The sequence below is a fragment of the Vibrio sp. M260112 genome, from assembly GCF_036533775.1.
GTDB lineage: Bacteria > Pseudomonadota > Gammaproteobacteria > Enterobacterales > Vibrionaceae > Vibrio.
This window is the reverse complement of record NZ_JATABH010000016.1, coordinates 44,197-66,922: the sequence shown is the minus strand read 5'-3', so window position 1 is coordinate 66,922 and position 22,726 is coordinate 44,197. Positions and strand designations below refer to the sequence as shown.

The following is a 22,726-nucleotide window of genomic DNA, read 5'->3' as shown; positions in this document are numbered from 1 at the left end:
TTGATGTAGTTCTAGGACAACAACAGTCCGTTTTGGTTCGGAATCGTCAATGACGCTATTAGCTCATCAGCATTGGGCCTAGCGGGCGACCGCCGACTAGATGCATGTGGATATGATAAACTTCCTGACCACCGTGTGCGTTACAGTTTACGATGAGACGATAACCGTTCTCGGCAATACCTTCTTCTTTTGCAAGCTTACGCGCTACCGTAAACATGCGCCCCATTACCAATTCATCTTCATCTGCAACGTCATTCACTGTCGCAATAAGCTTGTTAGGAATGATAAGGATATGACTTGGCGCACGTGGGTTAATATCACGAAACGCAGTGACTAAATCATCTTGATAAACGACGTCTGCTGGAATTTCCTTGCGGATGATTTTACTGAAAATGGTTTCTTCAGCCATGAAGCACTCCATCTTTATGGTGTTATTAAATGAGTGCTTTCGAGTATGCGTCAAGCTTCGCAAGATCACAATAAAAAACAGTGTTCACTTCTCTCAAACGACGTACGGATAAACTACCGTATCTAATTTTGTATTGTGCGTCATAAAATGCGCGTCTCGTAATCAATACAATGCCCTCCTTTTTGTTACTTTTTTAAGACTTTATTAATTTAGGGAGAGGTCTATGAAAGGCTCAGTAATTAGGCGTATGTACGCGGGCTTTGCATTGATCATTGTTTTGTTCATCATTACCACGTTAATGATGATGCGGGGAATGCAGCAAATTCATAAAAATTTCGAAGAGGTGTCCAACACTTCTTTACCCTTGGTCTCACAAGCCAACAATACTAGCGTCGCTCTGTTGTCTGCTGACAAACTTTTCAAAGACTTTTTGACGACTCAAAGCTTCGAACGTATGGATCAGTTGGCTGAACAATTTGTCGCGACCAAACAGGCCTACAGCGAACAACTCGACGCGTTGCAAAAAGTAAGTAGCGGTCAGACTGAATTGGAGCAATCGCTCGTTCAGTTGAGAGAGATGGAACAAGGTTACTTCGCCGAAGCTGAACAAGCAATGGCTAACTACCGCGCGATGTTTGAAGCGCAAGCCCAAGTTCAAAAGTCCACTCGCCAATTCCAACGCTTACATTCTGAATTAACTCTTGGTATGAAGGAGTATGTTGATGACCAAAGTAGCATCTCCGTAAAAGTCATGGCTAAGAGCTACTTCATCAAACTTAAGGATGCCGAGCTCACGACATCAGACGCGTTAGCCAGCAGTGATACCGAGTTGGTTAACCAAGCCGTGGCAAAAAACAAGAAAGCCGTCACTCACCTCAATTATGCATATCGAGGCCTGACTGCTCAGATGCCTGAGATTAAAAATGCCTTCGACGAGTCTGTACAACAATTTACTCGCGACGTCGGTCAAAAAGGCGGGGTACTCGATCAACACAGTACCTACCTAATAGCCAAAGATGCACTTTATGCCAACATTACCAACCTGACAGAACAAGTCGACGCTACCATGGCCTTACTGACCTCTTTCGCCGAAATTGCTCAACAAGGTTTAACCGCCTCACTTGAGGAAGCGGGTCAAGTTTATGAGCAGGGCGTATTACGTTCAATTTCGATTGGCGCCGTGGTTATTATAATGGCTATTGGTATCGGTTATCACATCGCCCAAAGTGTTCGTCAGCCTCTTACCCGAATTCTTGGCACACTTGAGTCATTGACCCAAGGCGATATGACGCAGCGAATTGACATACGCTACAATAATGAGTTCAGCAAGGTCAGTAGCCATATCAATTCACTGGCTGAGAACCTGCATGGCATCCTCGTTCGACTTAATGATGCCTCTAATGATCTGACCCAGACCGCAGAGACAAACCAAACCACTTCGACACAAGCACAAAGTCAACTCAGCCAACAGCGTGAGCAAACAGCCAATGTTGCGACAGCGATGACTGAAATGGCGCATTCTGTCCAAGAAGTCGCTCAAAGCGCACAGAACTCACAACAAATGGTTGAGAAAGTAGAGATTTCCGCAGAATCTGGTCGCCAAATCATGGGCAGCAACATCACCACGATTAATCAGCTTGAAACCAGATTGAATCAGTCAGTGGATGCCGTGAAAGATCTACAAACCATGAGCGGTAAAATTGGTAGCATCCTCGATGTTATTCGCAATATTGCTGAACAAACCAACTTATTGGCTCTCAACGCTGCGATTGAAGCGGCGCGAGCTGGTGAGCAAGGACGTGGCTTTGCCGTGGTAGCAGACGAAGTCCGTGTGTTGGCTCAACGAACAACAGAGTCGACCTCTGAAATAGAAAACATGATCAGCAACCTTCAAGGCAGTTCAAGCTCGGCGAACAAAATTATTCAGAGCTGTATGGATGATATGGTGTTGTCGGTTGAACAAGCATCCAGCGCCAATAGTGCAATGGAAGAGATTCAAGGCTTGATCATGGAAATCAGTCAGATGAGTGGTCACATTGCTCAAGCCGCCAACGAGCAAAGCGAAACCACCCATGATATTGCTCGAAACATCGAAGAGATAAACGCTATCGCCGATTCTAGCTACCAAGCAATGGCCGAGATAGCCGCGACCAGTCAGAACCTCTCCACTCTGGCTAACCAGCAAGGCGAACTGGTGCACCGATTTAAGCTCTAGTAAGTCAGCCCAGTGTAATTTATTGAGTTTGGGCGACTATTTTCCGTAGTCGCCCTTGTTTTTTATACCCCATGTCATTATATGGTTAGTAAGGCTTGTCCACTTTTTATTTACCTTTTCGCAAGCCTAACATGAGGAATATATATGGCAGTTCATGTTGGCATCATAGACCAAGATCCTATCCGTCTGGTGACCCCACTTCTAGACCATCGCACCATCAGTGACCACATCGTTTTTATTGGCGTCAAAGCCCAACAAGATATGTATCACCGCCTTCATAGCGTGCTGGGAAAACGTAACATTACCTCTGAGTTTTTTGAAATTCCAAATGTTGCAAACACCTCCAAGATAAAACAGTCCATCACTCAGTTAGCCGAAAACCTCAAAGCTCGTGGTGAGCAGGTTAAGCTCAATGCCAGTTGTGGATTACGTCATCGCCTACTCTCTGTCTACGAAATTTTCCGTACTTATCACTGGCCAATTTTTGTTGTAGAACCAAACAGCGATCGCTTGTGCTGGCTATATCCTGACGGGCTCGACGACAACCAAGTTCAAGATCGAATTACCATTGATGATTACCTCACTGTTTTTGGCGCTCGAGGAGAATTCAACGACCACCATCTACCGGAACAGCTTGACCAAAAGCTTTATCAGCTTGGTGAGAAATGGGCTAGCAACGCTTTAGAACTTGGTCCTGGTCTTGCGACGCTTAACTATCTCGCGACGACCTGTCGTAAAGAGCAACGTTTGGATGTGGAGCTATCGGAAAAACAGCAAGGTTATCGTGAGCTCAATATGCTTCTTTCTGATCTTGTCGCGGCAGAAATTGCCACTTATGACAATGGCGTCTTAACGTTTGCCAATGAGGATGCCCGTCGTTTCTCTAATGGTGAATGGCTAGAAACCTTAGTACACAGTACCGTTCGTCAGATTCAGCAAGATATGCCCACTATCCAAGACCATTCACTGAACGTACAGGTTTATCGTCAGCTCGGCGATAGAGAAGTACGTAATGAGCTCGATGTCGCGTCGGTAGTGAATAACAAGCTACACATCATCGAATGTAAGACGAAGGGAATGCGTGACGATGGTGATGACACTCTTTACAAACTTGAATCATTGCGTGATTTATTGGGCGGGTTACAAGCTCGCGCCATGCTGGTTAGCTTCCGTCCACTAAGACATAATGACATTACTCGCGCTGAGGATCTTGGTTTAGCTCTGATTGGTCCAGACGAGCTAAAAGATCTAAAACGTCACCTGACTGAGTGGTTTACCGAAGCGGGTGGTAGCGACGATCAGTGCTCTGACTGCTAAAGCCACAAAAACAAAAAACCGCCTTTTAGGCGGTTTTTTCAATTTTGTCGAAAACAACTGAATTAGCAATCATCTTCTGTGAAGTTCGTTGGTAAGGTGGTCTTCATCTGATTCCAGATTTGCGCACTTTCAATACCATAGTGACGAACAACAACTAAAATCTGCTCGCGATTGCCTGTTTCACAGACTTCGAGCAAATCACGGTAGAATTGCAGTGCAAGTTCACGTGCTTCTGGGTTTGAGAAGTAGTAGCTGCCCACTCGGTCATACAGTTTTTTCAAGCCATTGAAAATCAGACCATAAATCTGGTTACCTGAATGGAACGCCAAGCGTTGGAACAACATGTAATCATAGAAGTTGAACGTTTTAGCAATTAAAGTTGCCTGACGTTTCGCTTCATCCCTTTCGCCATCGTCTTTTACATGTTGACGGATCTTATCTGCGTATGGAGATGATTCCATAAACACATCCCAAGATTCCGCGGCAACCAGTGCTTCACATGAATTGATTACGTTGGAGATGGTTTTTTCCGCGCTCTCTTTATTCGCTTTGAATGCATAGCGCATAAAGATTGGACTGATATTTGTCCGTGCTGCAAGCAAGTCTTCAACAATGGAGGTCGCATTATCTGCATCCAACGTCATTAACGTATCGAGGATGTGCAAGCCTGACGTTTCCATGAATTGATTTACACGTGTCGGTTTACCGTGTTGAATGGTTAACCAGCCATCACGTGCAAGGCGTTGCAGTACTTCACGTAAAGTAGTGCGTGTAACACCAATCAGTTCAGAGAGCTCACGTTCGGCTGGTAGAATAGAACCTGGAGGGAAACGCCCTTTCCAAATACTCTCAATAATGTATTTTTCTGCGAATCCTGCTGGGCTCTTTGCCTTAATGACCATTTATAACTTATCCAATCTTGTATTTTTATGGGTCTAATGAAACTCATCATACCACTAGTTCTAACATATCGGAAACCATCACTCTGTAAACACTCAGTAAACGTGCGTCAAAACCACAATAGAGCTACAGCTCTAAATATATGCAGAATTCATTGACAGACATTGGTCAACGAAATAGCGGAATTTTCAATTTTAACATATTATAAACATTGATCACCCCTTATATATCCAGCTCCATCCGCAAAATTTAAGATTTAATAATTGCAATCTTTACAGGTAATTTTCATTCATTATTATTACATATTCTTTCTTATTCTAAGCTTTCAAACGTCAGCTCTCATTAAACCTTGTTTTTCACAACTCTCATCCTGTGTTTACGCCACTTTGATCGCGTTTTTAAACAAAAGTTTGTTGATAAAAACGCTAGCGTTATTTTTCCCATTGACTAAATTTCTTCGAAGAGTACAGTGGCGACCAAAGTAAAGGAGTGCTTGTTTTTCTCAGGGAGTGACTTGGCAAGACCACATGAACGTGATCTCGATGTTGTTTTTCTAAGTCACTGTTGAATCAGGTTGGTTCCTATTTAGGGGTATTTCCCCTCTAGACAGAACAAGTAGCCTGCTGGTTAATAGATACAAGCACGTGCAGTGTCTATTCATAACAACATATAAGAGTATTTGAATCATGCCGATGTCACTCGGAAATGCATTTATTAAGAACTTTCTTGGTAAAGCCCCAGATTGGTATAAAATTGCCATCATTTCATTCTTAATCATTAACCCTCTCGTTTTCTTCTTCGTCGACCCATTTGTCGCTGGTTGGTTACTCGTCGCTGAGTTTATCTTCACGCTTGCCATGGCATTAAAATGTTACCCACTTCAGCCTGGTGGCTTGTTGGCAATCGAGGCGGTTGCTATCGGTATGACGAGCGCAGAGCAGGTTAAGCACGAACTTGTCGCCAACATCGAAGTACTGTTACTGCTGGTCTTCATGGTTGCAGGTATCTATTTCATGAAGCAGCTACTGCTGTTTATCTTTACTAAGATACTGCTTGGTATTCGCTCTAAGAGCATGCTATCGCTAGCTTTCTGTTTCGCGGCGGCTTTCCTATCGGCATTCCTTGATGCTTTGACCGTTATCGCTGTTGTTATCAGTGTTGCAGTGGGTTTCTACGCTATCTACCACAAAGTCGCATCAGGACAAGGCCCGCATGCATCACACGACCATACTAAAGATGATCACCTCTCAGAGCTAACTCGTGATGACTTAGAAAACTACCGCGCTTTCCTCCGCTCACTTCTAATGCACGCAGGTGTCGGTACGGCACTTGGTGGTGTAATGACCATGGTTGGCGAACCGCAAAACCTAATCATTGCCGACCAAGCAGGCTGGCAATTTGGTGAGTTCATCATTCGCATGCTGCCAGTGACGGCGCCGGTTTTCATCTGCGGTATGGTGACTTGTGTATTAGTCGAGAAGCTCAAAGTTTTTGGCTACGGCGCACGCTTACCTGAAAACGTACGTCAGATCCTAGTTGACTTCGACAACGAAGAGCGTAAAAAACGTACAAACCAAGATGTTGCCAAACTATGGATCCAAGGTATCATCGCTGTCTGGTTGATTGTAGGTCTAGCGCTTCACTTAGCAGCAGTAGGTTTGATCGGTCTTTCGGTGATTATCCTCGCAACTGCGTTTACGGGCGTAATTGAAGAACACTCTATGGGTAAAGCGTTCGAAGAGGCTCTGCCGTTCACAGCATTACTCGCGGTATTCTTCGCTGTCGTAGCGGTAATCATTGACCAGCAACTATTCAAGCCAGTGATTGACGCGGTACTTCATGTTGAAGATAAGGGAGTTCAGTTGGCTCTGTTCTACGTGGCGAACGGTTTGCTGTCGATGGTATCGGACAACGTATTCGTTGGGACGGTATACATCAACGAAGTTAAGACGGCTCTTATCGAAGGTGTTATTACTCGCGAGCAGTTTGATTTACTAGCGGTTGCAATCAACACAGGTACGAACTTACCATCGGTTGCTACCCCTAACGGTCAGGCAGCATTCCTGTTCTTGCTGACGTCTGCATTAGCTCCTCTAGTCCGCCTTTCATATGGCCGTATGGTGCTGATGGCACTGCCTTATACCCTAGTGCTAGCACTGGTTGGTTTAGCAGGTATTGTGTTCTTGGTAGAACCAATGACCGCTTGGTTCTACGACGCTGGTTGGATTATGCCTCACGTGGGTGATATTGCTCCAGCAGTATCTTCTGGACACTAATCACTAAATAGTAAAAGTTTTTGTTGATAGAGAAACTTTTCCGCGATAAAAAGCTCTGATAACTCAGAGCTTTTTTATTACTACAGGATATTTGTGTGAACATTCTTTCCAGTATCAAAACATTTTCACAAAGACGACTGTCTTGGTTGTTGCTGTTACTCTTCGTTGTTTTCTTTGAAGCATGCGCCCTCTTCTTTCAACATGTGATGATGCTATCGCCATGTGTGATGTGTATCTATGAGCGAGTTGCTATGCTCGGCATTGGTGGTGCAACATTAGTTGGTTTAATTGCCCCAAACAACCCTGTTATTCGTTGGCTAGGCCTTGCAGCATGGGGCGCAAGTGCTTATAAGGGATTAGCTCTATCTCTGCAGCATGTTGATTACCAATTTAATCCATCACCATTCGCTACCTGTGACCTGTTTGTTACTTTCCCAGACTGGGCACCGCTCAACAAGTGGGTTCCATGGATGTTTGAAGCTTACGGTGACTGCAGCAAGGTGGTGTGGCAATTCCTGACTCTATCAATGCCACAGTGGCTAGTGGTGATTTTTGCTGCAAACTTAGTGGCGTTGGCTGTTGTAGTGGTTGCGCAATTGGCGAAGAGTAAGCGATAGAGAGTCGAGAAAAGTTTGAAGGGTTGGCACATGGTGTCAACCCTTTCTTTTTATATCTGGAGAATTAAATTAAAAAGGAACTGACCTGCCAGTATCTTGCAACTCACTCACCACAGATATGTCTCGCAGGGCGGAGTCCGTTCTCGACTTTCGCAGCGAAGCGTTCTCGCCTTCTCTAAACAGCGGGCGACGCCCGCTAGTTCATTTCCCTACCGGGAGCTGGTGCCAACACTTCACGGTTGCCGTTGTGACCTGGCGCACTGACGATACCTTGTGCCTCAAGCTGTTCGACAATTCGAGCCGCTCGGTTATAGCCAATCTTAAAGCGGCGCTGCACCCCTGAAACTGAGCCACGACGTGACTGAACCACGTGTTCGACGACTTGGTCAAACAGTGGATCCATCTCTTCATCATCTTCCAATTTCTCACCCGGCAACAGCGCGTCAGGCCCTTGATCGCCATTAGTGATTTCATCAATGTAGTTTGGTTTACCGCGCGCTTTCCAGTTGTTCACTACCGCATGAACATCATCATCCGAGGCGAATGCGCCGTGAACACGTACAGTGTGACTAGAACCTGGAGGCAAGTAGAGCATATCACCCATGCCAAGTAGCGACTCTGCGCCACCCTGATCCAAGATGGTACGAGAGTCCGTCTTAGTCGAAACGGTGAATGCCACACGTGTTGGTATGTTCGCCTTAATTAAGCCGGTGATAACGTCAACGGAAGGACGCTGTGTCGCCAGAATCAAGTGAATACCGGCTGCACGGGCTTTCTGAGCAAGTCGAGCAATCAGTTCTTCAACCTTCTTGCCGACTACCATCATAAGATCAGCGAATTCATCAACGATAACAACAATATATGGTAGCTTTTCTAATAGCGGAGCATGTTCATCCATACTGTCGCCCGGCTGCCAAAGCGGATCGTGAATCGGATGCCCCGCTTCTGCTGCCATTTTTAGCTTATCGTTGAAACCTTTAATGTTACGTACCCCGAGTAACGACATCAGCTTATAGCGTCGTTCCATCTCACCCACACACCAGCGGAGTGCGTTGGATGCGTCTTTCATGTCGGTAACAACTTCTGAAAGGAGGTGCGGGATCCCTTCATACACGGATAATTCCAGCATTTTAGGGTCAATCATGATAAAGCGAACCTCTTCAGGTGTGGCTTTATATAGCATGCTGAGAATCATGACGTTGACACCCACGGACTTACCGGAACCTGTGGTACCCGCCACCAGAACGTGTGGCATTTTAGACAGATCGGCAACCACGGCCTCTCCGGCAATGTCCTGACCAAGTACAACCGTCGTTGGAGACTTGGCTTCAATAAACTGCTGGCTGCCAACCACATCCGAGAAGAAAACCGTCTGTCTACTCATGTTGGGTAGCTCTAAACCAACATAAGGTTTGCCTGGAATCACTTCGACAACACGAACCGCCATCGCAGATAGCGAACGAGCTAAGTCCATCGACAAACTAGAGATTCGGCTTACTTTCACACCCGGTGCGAGATCGAGTTCAAATCTTGTAATGACAGGGCCTGGGAAGATATCAACAACGGTTGCCTGAATCTTGTAGTCTGCAAGTTTGGCTTCTACCAGACGAGCGATGTTCTCCAGCGCTTCACGATCAATAAAGTTTTCTCGTTTTTCTGGATGATACAACAGCTCAAGAGTTGGCATCGGCTCAAGAGGTTTTGGCAGATTTGGCTCGTGCTGAACCAAAAACGGATTCTGCTGTGCAACCACTTTTGCTTTCGCTTCTTCAACTAGGTTGTGCAGAGCCGCCGCGTCTTTATCAGCAATGTCTTCTGCCTCTAGTGGATGAACCATTTCAGCCGCAGAATCTTCAACGACATCAAAGGATGAAATAACAGGTTCCTGATACTCTTCGTCAGGGGTAATTTCAGAAGAGATTTGTGCCAAGTCAGAATCGCTAATTGAAGGCTGAATAATCTCTTCTTCAACCAAGTCAGTGTGCCAAGGCAGATCAACCCTCTCTTGATTCGATGATTCTGACGGCAATGGCGCTGACTCTTGTGCGCAAGCAACACTGAGTTGCTCTTCCACACTCGCGGTAACCTCTGGGCTTGGCGCAAGATCATCAACGCTACGCGCAGCATTTTCTAACTCTTCAATAGTAGCACCAAGTTGCTTGGTTCTTTCAAACGTTGGTGCGGGGTCGATCGGTTCTGCCTTCGCATGATTGGTCATTACGGAGAATTCCATCGATGGTTCAACCGTCGTTTGCCACTCTGGTTCTGCTGTCTCACGGACCTGAGGTTGAGGCGCTGGTTCTACGGCTTTGACCGTTGCCATCTCTGGCATATGGATATTAAAGCGTCTTTCACTTTGCGTTGCTGGCTGGGCTTGTGGTTGGGCTTCTTCAGGGTCAATGGATAGAGAATCCGTACTTTCGTATTGATTGAGTTCCGCTTCGAGAACTTCATCCTGACGACCTCTCATCTTGTTAACCAACAGAGTAATGAGTTGGATGGTTTTCTCTCCGAGCCAATCAACTATCGACAGCCATGAAATACCCGTGAGCAAGGTAAACCCTGCCCCCCACAGGAAAAGAAAGACCAAAGTGGTACCTAAAACATTCAGTGTCGGAAGGGCAAGACTGGTCAAGACATCACCGATCACCCCGCCAGAGGAGAAATACCAGATATCATCGAAGTTGATATCCGCCAAACCACAGCTGGTCAAAATGATGACCGTGAGACCTAACAATCGAGCCCCCCAAAGCATGAGGTCGAGCGTTTCACCTTCTTCACGTTTGCGTAACATGACCCAGGCCGTTGCCGTCACCACAAATGGAATCACATAAGCTAAAGAACCAAAAACAAAAAACAGCGTATCCGCCAACCAAGCTCCCACGAGCCCACCAGCGTTATCTATCTCTCCCCCCCATGCGGTTTGCGACCACGAAGGATCGGCGGCACTAAAGGTCGTCAGTGCCACTGATAGGAATATCGAAATTAAAACAATCACGATCAAGCTACATTCCTGAAGGCGTTGTGGACCGCTGAGGCGGGACGTCGGTGATTCCTCACCCGTCTTAATGATCGTATGTACTTTATTTTTGGTTTCTTTAAACATAACCAACTTTATCTATGTGAAACACCAATGAGCGAAGAGGCTCTGATCGGTAAGAAAAAAATAGTCCGAGCAGCAAAGCTACTCGGACTATCGATTTAACCATATCAGGCGCAAAAACCCAATTGCTTAAAGTCAGAATATCGAAAGCTATTAGGACTTTAGGCTTGAGATCATGTCAGAACTATCGAGTTTTGATCACCAACTGGTTGGTTTGTTTGACTTCTTCCATTACCACGTATGTTCGTGTGTCGTTAACACCTGGTAAACGAAGAAGCGTATCACCCAGAAGCTTACGGTAAGCACTCATGTCTGATACACGTGTTTTTAACAAATAGTCAAAGTCACCAGAAACTAGGTGACACTCTTGAATATCATCCAGTTTCTGCACCGCGGTGTTGAACTGCTCAAACACGTCTGGTGCACCTCGGTTTAACGTAATCTCTACAAACACGAGTAATGACGCGTCGAGATATTGCGGGTTAAGCAATGCGGTATAACCCGTAATGTACCCCTGGCGCTCTAAACGACGTACACGTTCCAAACACGGTGTAGGAGAAAGTCCTACACGTTTTGATAACTCTACGTTCGAAATTCGACCATCTTTCTGCAACTCATTAAGAATGTTGCGGTCGATGCGATCTAGATCCTTGGACGGCTTTTTATTGTTGTCTGCCATTTTTTATTCCACCTTATTACTTCCTTGCAAAAAAATATACTACAACTTTTTAATATTCAGTATCAAATTTTATTCAAACATATCTATACTAGATATTAATTCGACAGAATTACCCTACAAACAGTTAATACAACCATCATAGTTTATACAACTAACATAAAATGAGGATTCAGGATGATTATTGGCGTACCTAAGGAAATCAAAAACCACGAATACCGTGTTGGTATGATCCCAGCGAGCGTTCGCGAGCTAGTGTCTCAAGGTCACCAAGTTTTTGTTGAAACTAATGCCGGTTCAGGCATCGGTTTTTCAGACGATGATTACATCGCTGTAGGCGCATCCATTCTTCCTACCGCTGCTGACGTTTTCGCGAAAGCAGAAATGATTGTAAAGGTTAAAGAACCTCAAGCTGTCGAGCGAGCTATGCTTCGAGAAGGGCAAATTTTATTTACTTATTTGCACCTAGCACCAGATTTTCCACAAACTGAAGAGCTAATCAAGAGCAAAGCTGTCTGTATAGCATATGAGACTGTAACAGATAATATGGGTAGGTTGCCACTACTTGCGCCAATGTCTGAGGTTGCAGGTCGCATGTCTATTCAAGCGGGTGCACAAACTTTAGAGAAATCTCACGGTGGTAGCGGCCTTCTGATTGGCGGTGTACCTGGTGTTGAGCCAGCTAAAGTTGTAGTTATCGGCGGCGGTGTCGTTGGTGCTAACGCGGCACGTATGGCTGTAGGTCTACGCGCTGACGTAACTATCCTTGACCGTAACGTAGACGCTCTACGTCGTTTGGATGAAGAATTCCAAGGTCGTGCAAAAGTGGTTTACTCTACAGAAGATGCCATTGAGAAGCATGTTCTAGAAGCAGACCTAGTGATTGGCGCAGTACTAATCCCAGGTGCAGCAGCGCCTAAACTAGTAACAAAAGAGCATATCGCTAAGATGAAGCCAGGTTCAGCGGTTGTTGACGTAGCAATCGACCAAGGCGGCTGTTTCGAGACTTCACACGCAACAACGCACGCAGAACCAACCTACATCGTTGACGACGTAGTTCACTACTGTGTTGCAAATATGCCAGGTGCAGTTGCTCGTACTTCTACGTTTGCTCTTAACAATGCAACACTGCCGTACATTGTTAAACTTGCTAACAAAGGTTACCGCGAAGCCCTACTTGCAGACAAAGGCTTCTTAGAAGGCTTGAACGTCATTCACGGTAAAGTAACGTGTAAAGAAGTGGCTGAAAGCTTCAACCTAGAGTACTTAGAACCAGCACAAGCAATCGCTATGTTCAACTAATGTTGAATGATTGAATTGATAAAAACGCTCACTTCGGTGGGCGTTTTTTTGTTTGAGTGGCGAGTAATCATTGACACAACATTTGCTATGCCAACACTTTTCACTAGAAACTCGCAGCTCGTCGCTTATCTTAGAACCAGCGCTCCAACGCTGACTTATCTAACTGACGAAACGCACGATTGAGTATCTGTGCTAACTCTTTATAGCGAGGACGCGATTTCATCGGTTCTAACGCACAGCCACTTTCGACAATTTTTTGGTAAATTTCGCGGTACCAGCCGGCAAGTGCTGGCGGAAGCTGAGTATTAGATCGATTCCCTAACCACCACATGCCTTGAATCGGCATACTGATCGCAAATAATGCAATGATCACGGCCTGAGGCATCGACTGGTAATTATTGAACGCCATTTGGGTAAGTACGCTGATCGCGGCAATAGCGGGCATCACTTTTACACCAAAGCGAGTTGCTTTAATGATCCGCTGCTCAGGGAATAGCATATTCAGCTCTTTGCGCATGGGCCAAATATCCATGTACTTTTGCCCGTCTCGTAGGCTGTGAACTAAACCGACTTTATTACTCATAGGGGGCTCTCTCACTTCGTCCGTGGGTCCAAAACTAAAATTTAGTTGAAAGATTCAACTATAAGGACAAAAAATTGATGAAAGTTAATATTCTTTCAAATTTTTTTTGTTATCATTGGTTATTATCGTTATCCTTTGCGGACCCACAATCTCATTGTTGCCGTTATTTACAATTTAAGCAACTCTTGAGACCTTTCTGCAGCGGATGCAAGAGTGGTTGATCTGGATCGCCACTGTCTTTTTATATGGAATTCTAAGTTTTTTTGACCAAGATTAGTACGCAGCTTGTAATGCATCGTCTATTCTTGTGATTAATTTTTATCCTAACTGATTATTACAGGTAGTCACTCATGTCAAAGCTAGTTTTAGTTTTAAACTGCGGTAGTTCTTCTCTTAAATTTGCTGTTGTTGATGCAGAAAGCGGTGATGAGCATCTAACGGGTCTTGCAGAATGTCTGCACCTTCCAGAAGCTCGTATCAAGTGGAAACTTGACGGTAAGCACGAAGCTCAACTGGGCAACGGTGCAGCTCACGAAGAAGCACTAGCGTTCATGGTAGAAACTATTCTTGCTTCTAAGCCAGAGCTTTCTGAGAACCTAGCAGCAATCGGTCACCGTGTTGTACACGGCGGCGAGAAGTTCACTCAGTCTGCACTAATTACTGACGACGTACTTAAAGGCATCGAAGACTGTGCAACGCTGGCACCTCTTCACAACCCTGCTCACATCATCGGTATCAAAGCAGCTCAAAAATCTTTCCCAGCGCTGAAAAACGTTGCTGTGTTCGACACTGCTTTCCACCAAACGATGCCAGAAGAGTCTTACCTATACGCTCTTCCATACAGCCTGTACAAAGAGCACGGTATCCGTCGTTACGGCATGCACGGTACTTCTCACCTATTTATCACACGTGAAGTAGCTAACATCCTTGGCAAGCCAGTTGAAGAAGTAAACATCATCAACTGTCACCTAGGTAACGGTGCTTCTGTATGTGCGGTTAAGAACGGTAAGTCAGTAGACACTTCTATGGGTCTAACTCCTCTTGAAGGTCTAGTAATGGGTACTCGTTGTGGTGACATCGATCCTGCAATCATCTTCCACCTACACGACACTCTTGGTTACTCAGTTGAGAAAATCAACAACATGCTAACTAAAGAGTCTGGTCTAGCGGGTCTAACAGAAGTGACTTCTGACTGTCGTTTCGTTGAAGACAACTACGGTGAGAAAGAAGAAGCAACTCGTGCTATGGACGTGTTCTGTCACCGTCTAGCTAAGTACGTAGCGGGTTACACAGCTTCTCTTGACGGCCGTCTAGACGCAATCACTTTCACTGGCGGTATCGGCGAAAACTCTGGCCCTATCCGTGAAATGGTTCTAAACCGCCTAGGTATCTTCGGTATCGAAGTTGATGGTGAAGCTAACCTTAAAGCACGTTTCGGCGGCGAAGGTACTATCACTACTGCGAACAGCCGTATCCCAGCAATGGTTATCTCTACTAACGAAGAGCTAGTTATCGCTGAAGACACTGCACGTCTAGCAGGTCTTTAATTGACTTAACCGGCTGCTAAATAGGCAGCCGGTTTTCTTATTCTGGGGCTCAACTCCTATTCTTTGCAGTGCAAGGAATAATAGTTGAGCTTTTATCCCCAATAGCTATAGGTACTCTACGAATGTCTCGTACTATTATGCTTATCCCTGCAAGTGCTGGTGTTGGTCTTACTAGCGTAAGCATGGGTGTTCTTCGCGCAATGGAGCGCAAAGGCGTTAAAGTTTCTTTTTACAAACCAATCTGTCAGCCGCGTTCTGGTGGCGATCAACCTGATCTAACTTCAACTATCGTTGGTTCAAACAGCGATGTGAAGATCGGCCAACCTCTTGCGATGTCTGTTGCTGAAAGCCTAATCGGTAACGACAACATGGATGAGCTGCTAGAAACAGTGGTTGAGCGTTACAACCAAATCAACAAAGATGCTGACGTAACGCTAATCGAAGGTCTTGTACCTACTCGTAAACACCCATTCGCTAACCAAGTGAACGCAGAAATTGCAGCAACACTTGGTGCAGAGATCGTACTTGTTGCAACACCTGGCACAGACAACCCTGCGCAGCTTAAAGAGCGCATCGAAGTTGCATGTTCAAACTTCGGTGGTACTAAGAATAAGAACATTTCAGGCGTTATCATCAACAAACTGAATGCGCCTGTTGATGAAGCAGGTCGTACGCGTCCTGACCTATCAGAAATCTTTGACGATGCTGATAGTGCGAAGCAAAACGAAATGAAAGTAATGGAGATCTTTAACACATCTCCAATCCGTGTATTAGGTTGTGTGCCATGGAGCATTGACCTAATCGCGACACGTGCTATCGATATGGCTAAGCACCTGAATGCGGATATCATCAATGCTGGTGATATTAAAACTCGCCGCATTAAGAGCATCACTTTCTGTGCACGTTCGCTACCAAACATGATTGAACACTTCAAGCCAGGTTCACTGCTAGTCACTTCAGCAGACCGTCCTGACGTCATCGTTGCTGCGGCTCTAGCTGCAATGAACGGTGTTGAAATCGGTGCAATCCTTCTGACTGGCGGTTACGATATCCCAGAACAGATCGTTGGCCTATGTAAGCCTGCGTTCGATTCAGGTCTGCCTATCTTCAAAGCGCAAGGTAACACTTGGCAGACTTCTCTGAACCTACAGAGTTTCAGCATTGAAGTTCCAGCGGACGATAAAGAGCGTATCGAGTTCATTAACGAGCACGTTGCTGGCAACATCGATGGCAACTGGATCGAGTCTATGACTGAAGGTACTAAGAAGTCTCGTCGTCTAAGCCCTCCAGCATTCCGTTACCAGCTAACTGAGTTCGCTCGTAAAGCAGGTAAACGTATCGTTCTTCCTGAAGGTGATGAGCCACGTACAGTTAAAGCTGCGGCTATCTGTGCAGAGCGTGGTATCGCTGAATGTGTGCTTTTGGGTAACCCAGAAGAGATCAAACGTGTTGCTGCGCAGCAAGGCGTCGAACTCGGTGCGGGCGTAATGATCATCAACTCTGATGAAGTACGTGAAAATTACGTCGCGCGTCTCGTTGAGCTACGTGGCGCGAAAGGTATGACTGAAGTTGTTGCTCGTGAGAAGCTACAAGACTCAGTGTTCCTAGGCACTATGATGCTTGAAAATAACGAAGTAGACGGTCTAGTTTCTGGTGCAGTTCACACGACTGCGAACACTATCGTTCCTCCGTTCCAAATCATCAAGACTGCACCTGATGCGTCTATCGTATCTTCTGTTTTCTTCATGCTGCTTCCTGACCAGGTTCTGGTTTACGGTGACTGTGCGATCAACCCAGATCCAACAGCTGAACAGTTGGCGGAAATCGCTATCCAGTCTGCTGATTCAGCAGCAGCATTCGGTATCGAACCACGCGTTGCAATGATCTCATACTCTACTGGTGAATCTGGTAAGGGTGCTGATGTAGACAAAGTACGTGAAGCGACTAAGATTGCTCAAGAGAAGCGTCCTGATCTTGTTATCGACGGTCCTCTACAATACGACGCAGCGATCATGGAAAACGTAGCGGCTTCTAAAGCACCAAACTCTCCAGTAGCGGGTAAAGCAACAGTATTCGTATTCCCAGACCTAAACACTGGTAACACGACATACAAAGCGGTACAGCGTTCAGCAGACCTAGTCTCTATCGGTCCAATGCTTCAAGGTATGCGTAAGCCTGTAAACGACCTTTCTCGCGGTGCTCTCGTTGACGATATCGTCTACACGGTTGCACTAACAGCGATTCAGGCAGCTCAAGCAGAACAAGCAGAACAAGCGGAAGAGAAAGCGGTTAACTAACCCTATCTCTTATTAGTGATATAAACCCTCGCTTCGGCGGGGGTTTCTTTTATTCAAATCCGCTCAATACATCGCTAAGTACATCGCACCGCCAGTCGCAACGCACCCGACCATAATGGGCGCAACCCTAATCCACAGCCGTCTATCGCCGATAGCCACCACCATACCCATTTTGACCACCGTGTTGACCGAAGCGGCAATAATGATGCCTAGCATAGCGGTTGTAACACTCAGGGTATCGTTACTCTGACGACTTAAAGCCAAGGATATTGCGTCAACATCTGTGATACCCGATAAAGCGGAGAGCAGTAGAACGCCGGTATCGCCGAACCATTGCAATAGTGCTTGAGATAGCAACATGATCACCGCCAATATCACACCAAAAAACAACGCTGATTGCAGAGCAAGGGGATTGGCTTGCTTGTTTGAAGGTTCAATATTGTTAACGCCACTTTTACGCCAAACCCACCATGCTGGCAGATAAAGCGCGATCATCATGGCGATGACAATTGGCCATAGCAAGGTAACTAGCTGAGGGTTAATCACGGAAAGTACAATTAAGAGACGCGGGAACATAGTTCCACAACTGAGCAAAATGCCACTCGCGAGCAGAGGACTTATATTTGGTTGTTCACGTGATAGATGAGAAAACTGGAGTGTAAGCGCAGTCGAAGAACTTAAACCCGCAAACACCGAGGTAAACAAGATACCTCGTTTCGCGCCACCGATTTTTATCGCGAAATAACCAACAAATGAGATACTGGCAATCAGTACCACCATCCACCATATTTCATAGGGATTGAGCGCATTCCAAGGGCCGTAGGTTTCATTCGGCAGCAAAGGTAACATCACGATGGAAATCAGCAATAAGCGTAATCCCGCATCCAATTCATACTCTTTAAGTCGCTGTAGCGCTTGGTGCAACTCTCTTTTGTTATCCAAAACGACCGCCGTCACCACAGCGGATGCGGCTGCCAACACAGCTTCACCGGATACAGCGAGTATGCCTAGCACAAACGTGACCAGTAGACTCACCACGCCAGTGATGCTCACGTCGGCGTTCTTTTTTTGTTGAACAACGAACGCGATACAAGCCAAGACGACTAAAGCGATCAACGCAAAGCCAATCAGTAATGGCGAATAGAGCTTCGCCAAAATTGCCGTAAGCCCACCGAGAAGGCCGACCAATGAGAAAGTACGGATACCTGCAACCCGACTGCCCTCAACACTGTTACGCATTACCCAACCACGCTGAGTACCGACAATCGCACCGAGTAACAAGGAAACAAAAAGATTCCACATCAGGTGTTCGCCGTTGACTAATCCGTTGATATCCATCCCTCAGTCCTCAAACTTTGGCTTTACTGTCATAAGATTACGCAATTTGGTGACTAAAATCGTGACTCGCCGTATAAAACTGAAAAAAACGCCACTTGTGTGGCGTTTTTGCTGAGTCGTTAACTTTTATCCCTGCCGTGAGGCGTGTCTAAATCCAGTTTGGGGCCTTTTGGCACAACTTGAGTTGGGTTAATTCCAGTGTGGCTGTAATAGTAATGTCTCTTAATATGGTAGAAGTCTGTGGTTTCCTTAATACCTGGAATCTGATATAGCTCCTTGAGATATCCGTTAAGATTTGGATAGTCCGCGATACGTTGTTTATTGCATTTGAAGTGGCCGACATAAACCGCATCAAAACGGATCAAAGTCGTAAATAAACGCCAGTCTGCCTCAGTAATTTTAGATCCCGTTAAATAGCGATGATTGGCTAAGTGGGCATCCAGCCTATCTAGTGAGGCAAACAAACCTTCATACGCTTCTTCGTACGCATCTTGCGTTGTCGCGAATCCACATCGGTACACACCATTGTTCACGTTTGGATAAATATAAGCATTCCACTCGTCAATTAACGCTCGCTCGTGCTCTGGGTAGTAATCATCCATATTGCCAGTAATGTGGTTAAATTCTGAGTTAAACATTCGGATGATTTCTGAAGACTCATTGCTAACGATGGTGTTGTGCTTCTTGTCCCACAGCACAGGCACCGTCACTCGCCCTGTGTAATCTGCTTTCGCTTGGGTGTAAATTTGATGCAGGCAAGTATGACCAAAAAGTGGCTCTGGCAGTCCCATTTGCCAGCCTTCAGACATCATGTCTGGGCAAACAATGGTTAAATCGATATGCTCTTCTAGACCTTTGAGCTTGCGAAAGATAAGGGTTCTATGTGCCCAAGGACAGGCAAGAGAGACAAATAGGTGGTAGCGACCAGACTCTGGTTGAAACTGCGCATCGGGTTGATTTTTTATCCAGTTTCTAAAACCCGCATCTTCGCGTACAAATTTGCCGTTGTTTGATTTGGTGTCATACCAAACATCGTGCCACACGCCTTCGACTAGTTTGCCCATCTTCCACTCCTCACGCCAATATGTTGATGAGTTCAGTATAAAAAGAAACCTCGATAAGATTAATTAGGCAGTCTTGGTTTAGTTGTTCAAATTATTTGAATTAGTTGGTTGATGAGTAGAGGTCAGGCACAAAAACGCGGCGTCCTCTAGGACGCCGCGTTAATAGTGACAAAGCGAGTTATACGCTTACGTGTAAACACGAAACAGCGTGAACATCGGTACCTTCAATCGTTGGTTTAGTCTTCGCACACGCATCGGTTGCCTGTGGGCAACGAGTACGGAAAACACAGCCAGAAGGTGGATTGATTGGCGATGGTAAATCACCTTCAAGCATTTCAATGTGCTTAGCTCGCTCTAGCTTAGGATCTGGGATTGGTACCGCAGACATAAGTGCGCGAGTATATGGATGCTTAGGATCTGCAAACAAAGCGTCAGACTCACCAAGCTCTACTGCGTTACCTAAATACATAACCAGCACACGATCGGAAATGTGTTTTACAACTGACAAGTCGTGAGCGATGAATACCAGCGAAAGTCCAAGTTCTTTCTGAAGCTCTTTAAGCAAGTTAACGACCTGCGCCTGAATCGATACGTCTAGCGCCGATACAGGTTCATCACAGATGATCATCTTAGGCTTTAGGATCAGTGCACGAGCAATACCGATACGCTGACATTGACCACCAGAAAATTCGTGTGGGTAACGGTTGATAACGTTCGGTAGTAGACCGACTTTAGCCATCATTTCTTTTACACGATCTTTCACTTCTAGCTTAGATAGCTCTGGGTAGAACGTTTCTAAAGGTTCCGCAATGATATCGCCAACCGTCATACGTGGATTCAAAGACGCGAGTGGGTCTTGGAAAATCATCTGAATCTCTTTACGAGTTTCGCGGCGCTGCACTTCTTTCATCTTAGTCAAGTCTTGACCAAGCCACATTACATCACCGTCGGTCGCTTCGACTAAGCCGATGATTGCACGTGCAAAGGTCGACTTACCACAGCCTGATTCCCCTACTACGCCAAGCGTTTCACCTTCGTATAGACGAACGTTTACGCCATCTACCGCTTTAAGGTTAGCAGGCTTAGCCCATGGCCATGCTGACTTGGCAGCAATGTTAAAGTGAACTTTTAGGTTCTTTACGTCCAACAATAACGATTTGTTCTCTAAACTCATTTGTTCCAAGCCTCCCAATCAGAAAAACATGCGCGCTGACGCCCATCTCCAAACGGAGTTAGGATTGGCGTTTCGCTCTTACAACGATCTGTTACACGGTGGCAACGCTCCTGATAAGGACAGCCAGGTGGCAAACGAAGTAAGTTCGGTGGATTGCCTGGAATTGTTGGCAAAATTTCGCCTTCAGTATCAAGACGAGGAATCGCTTTAAGTAGACCTTCAGCGTAAGGATGACTTGGGTTGTAGAAGATTTCGTCGACTGACCCATACTCCATGGTACGACCTGCATACATAACGAGTACTTTGTCACATGAACCCGCGACAACACCCAGGTCGTGGGTGATCATGATGATTGCCGTGTTGAACTCACGCTTCAACTCGTTCAATAGATCCATGATCTGCGCTTGAACAGTCACGTCCAATGCCGTTGTTGGTTCATCGGCGATAAGCAGTTTCGGACGACATAGTAGTGCCATCGCGATCATTACACGCTGACGCATACCGCCAGAAAACTCATGCGGGTACATAGTAATACGCTTACGAGCTTCGGGAATTTTCACCGCTTCTAGCATGCGTACAGACTCTTCGAACGCTTCTGCTCTGCCCATGCCTTTGTGCAGCATCAGAACTTCCATCAACTGTTCACTTACCTTCATGTATGGGTTAAGTGAGGTCATTGGGTCTTGGAAAATCATTGCAATCTGCTCTGCACGCACCTTGTTCAGAGCAGCTTCTGGTAGGTTAAGGATTTCGTTACCTTCAAACTTAGCGCTACCTGAGATGATACCGTTTTTAGCTAACAGTCCCATGATTGCGAATACAGTTTGAGATTTACCTGAACCAGACTCCCCTACAATACCAAGTGTTTCACCTTGCTTGAGAGAGAAGTTCAAATCGTTTACTGCGGTGACGATACCATCTTGAGTGGTGAATTCGACACGCAAGTCTTTGACATCTAATAGACTCATCATTGCTTCCTTAATCTTTATACTTTTAATTAGCGGTCTTTCGGGTCAAGCGCGTCACGCAGACCATCACCAACATAGTTGAAGCAAAATAGAGTCACGACCATAAAGGCTGCTGGGAATGAAAGTTGCCAGATAGCAATTTCCATTGTCTGTGACCCTTCTTGAAGTAGTGCGCCCCAACTTGTCATTGGCTCCTGAACACCAAGACCAAGGAATGATAAGAATGACTCCGTTAGAATCATGCTAGGAATAAGCAGCGTTGAGTAAACCGCTACAATACCCAATACGTTTGGTACGATATGGCGAGTGATGATTTTCCACTTGCTCACACCACAAACATGGGCAGCTTCAATAAACTCTTTACTACGCAAGCTTAGAGTCTGACCACGTACGATACGCGCCATATCAAGCCATGCAATGGCACCAATCGCTACGAAGATAAGGATGATATTACGACCAAAGAATGTAACTAGTACGATAACTAGGAACATAAATGGAACCGCGTATAGGATCTCTAGTACACGCATCATCAGACGGTCTACTTTGCCGCCAATGAAGCCAGATGCCGCGCCGTAAAGTGTACCAATAAGTACAGCGACAAGTGCGCCTAGTACACCAACCATTAACGAGATACGACCACCAATAAGGGTACGAACATATAGGTCACGACCTAAGCTATCAGTACCAAACCAGTGTTCCGCGCTTGGCCCAACGTGCATCGCATACCAATCCGTATCATCGAACGTGTATGGCGCGATCATTGGCAAGAAAATCACCGCTAATGTCATGATAAATAGGATGAAAAGACTCACCATAGCCGCTTTGTTACGCATAAAGCGGATTCGCGCGTCCTGCCATAAACTGCGACCTTCAATCTCAAGATTCTCTGAGAATTTTTCGATCGCTTCTAGATTCTCTTTTTTCGTTAACATAACGATAC

At 45.7% G+C, this 22,726-nt stretch carries 17 protein-coding genes; 7 read left to right on the top strand and 10 right to left on the bottom strand.

The window, feature by feature from the left end; genetic code table 11:
* Window positions 1-58: 58 nt before the first annotated feature.
* Window positions 59-409, bottom strand: coding sequence for a purine nucleoside phosphoramidase (gene hinT, locus QTN95_RS09365; protein WP_138973333.1), 351 nt, complete (start codon window positions 407-409; stop codon window positions 59-61).
* A gap of 223 nt (window positions 410-632) precedes the next feature.
* Here hinT and QTN95_RS09360 point away from each other — a divergent pair, with 223 nt between their 5' ends.
* The gene (locus QTN95_RS09360; protein ID WP_331417293.1) at window positions 633-2,624 is read left to right on the top strand and encodes a methyl-accepting chemotaxis protein; all 1,992 of its coding nucleotides are present in this window, start codon (window positions 633-635) and stop codon (window positions 2,622-2,624) included.
* 144 nt (window positions 2,625-2,768) lie between these two features.
* Entirely contained in the window at window positions 2,769-3,941 is a 1,173-nt protein-coding gene (locus QTN95_RS09355; RefSeq protein WP_331417292.1) for a DUF1887 family protein, read from the top strand.
* A gap of 62 nt (window positions 3,942-4,003) precedes the next feature.
* Here QTN95_RS09355 and fadR read toward each other — a convergent pair whose 3' ends face one another.
* The gene (gene fadR / locus QTN95_RS09350) at window positions 4,004-4,843 is read right to left on the bottom strand and encodes a fatty acid metabolism transcriptional regulator FadR (protein WP_331417291.1); all 840 of its coding nucleotides are present in this window, start codon (window positions 4,841-4,843) and stop codon (window positions 4,004-4,006) included.
* A 684-nt stretch (window positions 4,844-5,527) separates the two neighbouring features.
* On the opposite strand from fadR, the gene nhaB reads away from it, so the two are divergent.
* Together nhaB and dsbB are read left to right on the top strand one after the other, a co-directional pair.
* A complete protein-coding gene (gene nhaB / locus QTN95_RS09345) occupies window positions 5,528-7,117 on the top strand; it encodes a Na(+)/H(+) antiporter NhaB (RefSeq protein ID WP_331417290.1) in 1,590 nt (529 codons plus the stop codon).
* Window positions 7,118-7,212: 95 nt separating this feature from the next.
* Window positions 7,213-7,734, top strand: coding sequence for a disulfide bond formation protein DsbB (gene dsbB, locus QTN95_RS09340; RefSeq protein WP_331417289.1), 522 nt, complete (start codon window positions 7,213-7,215; stop codon window positions 7,732-7,734).
* A 196-nt stretch (window positions 7,735-7,930) separates the two neighbouring features.
* Here the strand turns inward: dsbB and QTN95_RS09335 are convergent, their stop codons facing one another.
* Window positions 7,931-10,840 (bottom strand): DNA translocase FtsK, encoded by a 2,910-nt coding sequence (locus QTN95_RS09335; protein ID WP_331417288.1) that lies wholly within the window; start codon window positions 10,838-10,840, stop codon window positions 7,931-7,933.
* A gap of 181 nt (window positions 10,841-11,021) precedes the next feature.
* Window positions 11,022-11,516 carry a leucine-responsive transcriptional regulator Lrp gene (gene lrp / locus QTN95_RS09330; RefSeq protein ID WP_004414493.1) on the bottom strand — a complete coding sequence of 165 codons (495 nt, stop codon included), beginning with the start codon at window positions 11,514-11,516 and terminating at the stop codon, window positions 11,022-11,024.
* Window positions 11,517-11,690: 174 nt separating this feature from the next.
* On the opposite strand from lrp, the gene ald reads away from it, so the two are divergent.
* The gene (gene ald / locus QTN95_RS09325; RefSeq protein WP_331417287.1) at window positions 11,691-12,815 is read left to right on the top strand and encodes an alanine dehydrogenase; all 1,125 of its coding nucleotides are present in this window, start codon (window positions 11,691-11,693) and stop codon (window positions 12,813-12,815) included.
* Window positions 12,816-12,945: 130 nt separating this feature from the next.
* On the opposite strand, the gene yfbV is transcribed toward ald, so the two are convergent.
* Window positions 12,946-13,398 carry a terminus macrodomain insulation protein YfbV gene (gene yfbV / locus QTN95_RS09320; RefSeq protein WP_138973341.1) on the bottom strand — a complete coding sequence of 151 codons (453 nt, stop codon included), beginning with the start codon at window positions 13,396-13,398 and terminating at the stop codon, window positions 12,946-12,948.
* A 350-nt stretch (window positions 13,399-13,748) separates the two neighbouring features.
* Here yfbV and QTN95_RS09315 point away from each other — a divergent pair, with 350 nt between their 5' ends.
* Window positions 13,749-14,945, top strand: a complete 1,197-nt coding sequence (locus QTN95_RS09315) for an acetate kinase (RefSeq protein WP_331417286.1) — start codon at window positions 13,749-13,751, stop codon at window positions 14,943-14,945.
* A 122-nt stretch (window positions 14,946-15,067) separates the two neighbouring features.
* Window positions 15,068-17,242 carry a phosphate acetyltransferase gene (pta, locus tag QTN95_RS09310; RefSeq protein ID WP_331417285.1) on the top strand — a complete coding sequence of 725 codons (2,175 nt, stop codon included), beginning with the start codon at window positions 15,068-15,070 and terminating at the stop codon, window positions 17,240-17,242.
* A 63-nt stretch (window positions 17,243-17,305) separates the two neighbouring features.
* On the opposite strand, the gene QTN95_RS09305 is transcribed toward pta, so the two are convergent.
* The 5 genes from QTN95_RS09305 to oppC all read right to left on the bottom strand — a co-directional run bounded on the left by QTN95_RS09305 (window position 17,306) and on the right by oppC (window position 22,718).
* Window positions 17,306-18,580 carry an MgtC/SapB family protein gene (locus QTN95_RS09305; RefSeq protein ID WP_331417284.1) on the bottom strand — a complete coding sequence of 425 codons (1,275 nt, stop codon included), beginning with the start codon at window positions 18,578-18,580 and terminating at the stop codon, window positions 17,306-17,308.
* 119 nt (window positions 18,581-18,699) lie between these two features.
* Complete coding sequence (locus tag QTN95_RS09300) at window positions 18,700-19,644, bottom strand: glutathione S-transferase family protein (protein ID WP_331417283.1); 945 nt, start codon at window positions 19,642-19,644, stop codon at window positions 18,700-18,702.
* A 178-nt stretch (window positions 19,645-19,822) separates the two neighbouring features.
* Window positions 19,823-20,818 carry a murein tripeptide/oligopeptide ABC transporter ATP binding protein OppF gene (oppF, locus tag QTN95_RS09295; RefSeq protein ID WP_331417282.1) on the bottom strand — a complete coding sequence of 332 codons (996 nt, stop codon included), beginning with the start codon at window positions 20,816-20,818 and terminating at the stop codon, window positions 19,823-19,825.
* Window positions 20,815-21,786 (bottom strand): ABC transporter ATP-binding protein, encoded by a 972-nt coding sequence (locus QTN95_RS09290; protein WP_240800956.1) that lies wholly within the window; start codon window positions 21,784-21,786, stop codon window positions 20,815-20,817. Before QTN95_RS09290 ends, oppF begins: the two co-directional genes overlap by 4 nt.
* 29 nt (window positions 21,787-21,815) lie before the next feature.
* Window positions 21,816-22,718, bottom strand: a complete 903-nt coding sequence (oppC, locus tag QTN95_RS09285) for an oligopeptide ABC transporter permease OppC (protein ID WP_331417281.1) — start codon at window positions 22,716-22,718, stop codon at window positions 21,816-21,818.
* Window positions 22,719-22,726 lie beyond the last annotated feature (8 nt).

Coding starts and splice junctions, on each gene's coding strand:
- hinT (WP_138973333.1), bottom strand. CDS start 409: ATGGCTGAAGAAACCATTTTCAGTAAAATCATCCGCAAGGAAATTCCA.
- QTN95_RS09360 (WP_331417293.1), top strand. CDS start 633: ATGAAAGGCTCAGTAATTAGGCGTATGTACGCGGGCTTTGCATTGATC.
- QTN95_RS09355 (WP_331417292.1), top strand. CDS start 2,769: ATGGCAGTTCATGTTGGCATCATAGACCAAGATCCTATCCGTCTGGTG.
- fadR (WP_331417291.1), bottom strand. CDS start 4,843: ATGGTCATTAAGGCAAAGAGCCCAGCAGGATTCGCAGAAAAATACATT.
- nhaB (WP_331417290.1), top strand. CDS start 5,528: ATGCCGATGTCACTCGGAAATGCATTTATTAAGAACTTTCTTGGTAAA.
- QTN95_RS09335 (WP_331417288.1), bottom strand. CDS start 10,840: ATGTTTAAAGAAACCAAAAATAAAGTACATACGATCATTAAGACGGGT.
- lrp (WP_004414493.1), bottom strand. CDS start 11,516: ATGGCAGACAACAATAAAAAGCCGTCCAAGGATCTAGATCGCATCGAC.
- ald (WP_331417287.1), top strand. CDS start 11,691: ATGATTATTGGCGTACCTAAGGAAATCAAAAACCACGAATACCGTGTT.
- yfbV (WP_138973341.1), bottom strand. CDS start 13,398: ATGAGTAATAAAGTCGGTTTAGTTCACAGCCTACGAGACGGGCAAAAG.
- QTN95_RS09315 (WP_331417286.1), top strand. CDS start 13,749: ATGTCAAAGCTAGTTTTAGTTTTAAACTGCGGTAGTTCTTCTCTTAAA.
- pta (WP_331417285.1), top strand. CDS start 15,068: ATGTCTCGTACTATTATGCTTATCCCTGCAAGTGCTGGTGTTGGTCTT.
- QTN95_RS09305 (WP_331417284.1), bottom strand. CDS start 18,580: ATGGATATCAACGGATTAGTCAACGGCGAACACCTGATGTGGAATCTT.
- QTN95_RS09300 (WP_331417283.1), bottom strand. CDS start 19,644: ATGGGCAAACTAGTCGAAGGCGTGTGGCACGATGTTTGGTATGACACC.
- oppF (WP_331417282.1), bottom strand. CDS start 20,818: ATGAGTTTAGAGAACAAATCGTTATTGTTGGACGTAAAGAACCTAAAA.
- QTN95_RS09290 (WP_240800956.1), bottom strand. CDS start 21,786: ATGAGTCTATTAGATGTCAAAGACTTGCGTGTCGAATTCACCACTCAA.
- oppC (WP_331417281.1), bottom strand. CDS start 22,718: ATGTTAACGAAAAAAGAGAATCTAGAAGCGATCGAAAAATTCTCAGAG.